The sequence below is a fragment of the Mesorhizobium sp. M4A.F.Ca.ET.020.02.1.1 genome, from assembly GCF_004022645.1.
GTDB lineage: Bacteria > Pseudomonadota > Alphaproteobacteria > Rhizobiales > Rhizobiaceae > Mesorhizobium.
Genome location: NZ_RZOI01000725.1, coordinates 1 through 3002 on the forward strand (window position 1 = coordinate 1; position 3002 = coordinate 3002).

4 protein-coding genes are annotated in these 3002 nt (G+C 64.2%); 1 reads left to right on the forward strand and 3 read right to left on the reverse strand.

Translation table 11 applies throughout. From position 1 onward, the window contains the following. Positions 1-512: P1 family peptidase (locus EN742_RS30010; protein WP_189375671.1), on the forward strand; the 512-nt coding region annotated here is incomplete at its 5' end. Positions 513-561: 49 nt separating this feature from the next. On the opposite strand, the gene EN742_RS30015 is transcribed toward EN742_RS30010, so the two are convergent. The 3 genes from EN742_RS30015 to EN742_RS30025 form a co-directional block, all read right to left on the reverse strand. Beyond that, positions 562-816, reverse strand: coding sequence for a DUF768 domain-containing protein (locus EN742_RS30015; RefSeq protein ID WP_126056423.1), 255 nt, complete (start codon positions 814-816; stop codon positions 562-564). Between the two features lie 415 nt (positions 817-1231). Next, positions 1232-2143 (reverse strand): ABC transporter permease, encoded by a 912-nt coding sequence (locus tag EN742_RS30020; RefSeq protein WP_126056424.1) that lies wholly within the window; start codon positions 2141-2143, stop codon positions 1232-1234. Continuing rightward, positions 2140-3002: ABC transporter permease (locus EN742_RS30025; RefSeq protein ID WP_148670355.1), on the reverse strand; the 863-nt coding region annotated here is incomplete at its 5' end. The genes EN742_RS30020 and EN742_RS30025, both read right to left, overlap by 4 nt.

The following is a 3002-nucleotide window of genomic DNA, read 5'->3' on the forward strand; positions in this document are numbered from 1 at the left end:
TCGCATGGCAGGACAGCCGCTACACCGTCGGGGTGTTCGTGCAGGCGAATTTCGGCAAGCGGCGCAATTTCACCCTGCGCGGCCAGCGCGTCGGGCCGGATCTCGCCGAACCGGCGATCCGCGAAGGCACACCGCGCGCCGAAAAGGGCTCGATCATCGCCATCGTCGCCACCGACGCGCCCTTGCTGCCGCATCAGATGAAGCGGCTGGCGAGGCGTGTCCCGCTCGGCATCGCCATGACCGGCGGCTACGGCTACCACAGTTCGGGCGACATTTTTCTCGCCTTCTCTACCGCCAACCCGGAGGCCGCGCTGGCGCCGTCAGGCCGGATCGCGCATGCCGATTTCGTCCCTGACGTCGATATCGATCCGTTTTTCGATGCGGTGGTGCAAGGAGTGGAGGAAGCGATCCTCAACGCGCTGGTCGCCAATGAGGACATGACAGGGCGGGACGGCAATTTCGTGCCGGCGCTGCCGAAGGCCTGGCTTCAGGCCAGATTCCCGAACCAGTAGGCGCTGCCTGGGACAGGCGTCCCTCGCCCGGCTGCTCCGGGCCGGGCTATCACTCGGACGGCTTATCCGGATTGGTCTCTTGCTCGCTGGCCTCGGCGGCCTCTTCGAGGCGCGATGCGATCAATTCCTTGATGTCGCCGACCTCTTCCTGGATGTCCTCCAGAAGAATGCCCTCCTCGGCCGCCTTGGCCGCGCACTCCTTGGCAAGGGTCTCGGCCTGCGTCTCGATCTTTGCCGGCGAGTGCTGGCAGTGAACCTTCTCGCCAATCCACTCCCGCAAGAACTCGATCGCATGTTCACTCATACTGCTTTTCCCTAGCGGCTATGCCGGTTGGTAATCATAAACGTCGGCATCCCGCAAAGGATGCATGCTCCCATTCCAGCCGAGTCGGCCTCGCCCGGCAAGTTGATCTTGCCCGAGGTCCACAGGGTGCGAGAGGTGGGAAGGTTCAAGGAACACGTTCTGATCGTTGAGGATGATGGTGGCGGTGGCTGGGATACCCAGCATCATACTATTGTTTCTATTTTGCTTTTCCGGTTTTCAGACCGATTTGCATCACAATAGAGGTCAGCACATTCGCAGCGCCGTCGACCGCACAATACCCAGGGCGCGTCGCCGAAGCCGCCGGTATATAGAGATATCCTCATGCGATGTCGACTCTCCTGGTTCCAGTGCTTCTTTCCGCCGCAATGAGGGGGCCGCCGGGGGTGCTGCGTACCTATCGCTCGAAAGACTCTCCGAGCGAAGCCACGCCGTTGAGCTTGAGCAGGCGCCGGTTCGACGAGATGATGCCAAGTACGATGATTGTCACGAGATAGGGCAGGCTCGACAGAAGTTGCGAGGAAACGCCCAGCCCGGTCGCCTGGGCCGCCAGGCTTGCCAGGGACACGGCGCCGAAGAGGCAGGCGCCGAGGAAGATCCGGCTGGTGAGCCATGTGCCAAAGACGACGAGCGCAATCGCAATCCAGCCGCGCCCGGCGATCATGCCATCGGCCCACAGCGGCGTGTAGACCACGGCTGCGTAGGCGCCGGCGAAACCCGCCAGCACACCGCCGAAGGCGACGGCTGCGAAGCGTACGGCGATCACCGGATAGCCGAGCGCATGCGCCGCCTTGGGGTTCTCACCGACGGCGCGAACGACGAGGCCGGTCTTGGTGTAGGCGAACATCGCCCAGATGGCGACGGTCGCGGCAAGCGAAAGCCACACGACAACGTCCTGGGCGAACAGGCCGCCGAAGACCGGGATATCCGCAAGCCAGGGCAACGAAAGCTTCGGCAGCCCCTTGACCGTGAGGCTTTCATAGCTCTTGCCGAACAGCGCCGAGAGGCCCTGGCCGAGTATGCCGATGGCGAGGCCCACCGCGACCTGGTTGGCGCGGAATCCCAGCGCGATGACAGCAAAGACAAGGGAAAGAGCAGCGCTGGCGAGGCCAGCGGCGAGGAAACCGAGGAGATGCCCGCCGCCTTGATGGACGACGATGAAGGCGATGACCGCCCCGAGGGCCATCAGCCCCTCGATGCCGAGGTTGAGGACGCCGGCCCGCTCGGCCACCAGTTCGCCGAGCGCCGCCAGTAGGAACGGCGTGGCCGCCGCCAGCATCCCGGCGACGATGAACTCGACGGCGTTCATGACGTGCTTCCGTGGACGGCATGGCGCCAGACGAGCCGGTAGCGGACGAAGGCGATGGCGACGAGATAGGCGAGCAGCAGGCTGCCCTGGAAGACCCGGACCGCTGCGACCGGCAGATTTGCCGAGACCATGGCGTTATCGCCACCGATGTAGAGGGCCGCCATCAGCAGCGCGGAAAAGACGATACCGACCGGGTGAAGGCCACCGAGATAGGCGACGATGATGGCGGCGTAGCCGTAGCCGGTCGAGATGGAGCGCTGCAACTGACCAAGCGGGCCAGCCACCTCGGCCGCTCCGGCGAGACCTGCCGCGAAGCCGCCGATGAGCAGCGAAAGCCAGATCGCGCGCCCTTCGTTGAAGCCGGCGTATCCGGCCGCGTGCGGCGCGAGGCCGCCGACCTGCAGCTTGTAGCCAGCGAAACTCTTCTGCATGAAGATCCAGGCGGCGAGGGAGAATGCGAAGGCGACAAGCAGCGAAACATTGACGCGGGTGCCGGGGATCAGGATCGGAACCATCGCATCATACTGGAACATCACCGATTGCGGGAAGTTGAAGCCGTTCGGATCCTTCCATGGGCCGAGAAGCAGATAGTTGAGCAATTGCGCGGCAACCAGCGCCAGCATGAGCGACACGAGAATCTCGTTTGCGTTGAGCCTGACGCGCCAGAAGGCGGTGAGCGATGCCCACAGCGCGCCGCCCAACGCACCGATGACGAGCATGGAGGGCCAGATCCACTGGCCCGTCGCCGCTGGAAACCAGATGGGGATGGCCGATGCGAAGATCGCGCCGAGGACGAACTGGCCCTCGGCGCCAATGTTGAAGACCTTTGCGCGAAAGCCGATCGCAAGCCCCTGCGCGA

Excerpts from the sequence above, each read along its gene's own strand:
- EN742_RS30015 (WP_126056423.1), bottom strand. The coding sequence starts at position 816 with ATGAGTGAACATGCGATCGAGTTCTTGCGGGAGTGGATTGGCGAGAAG.
- EN742_RS30020 (WP_126056424.1), bottom strand. The coding sequence starts at position 2,143 with ATGAACGCCGTCGAGTTCATCGTCGCCGGGATGCTGGCGGCGGCCACG.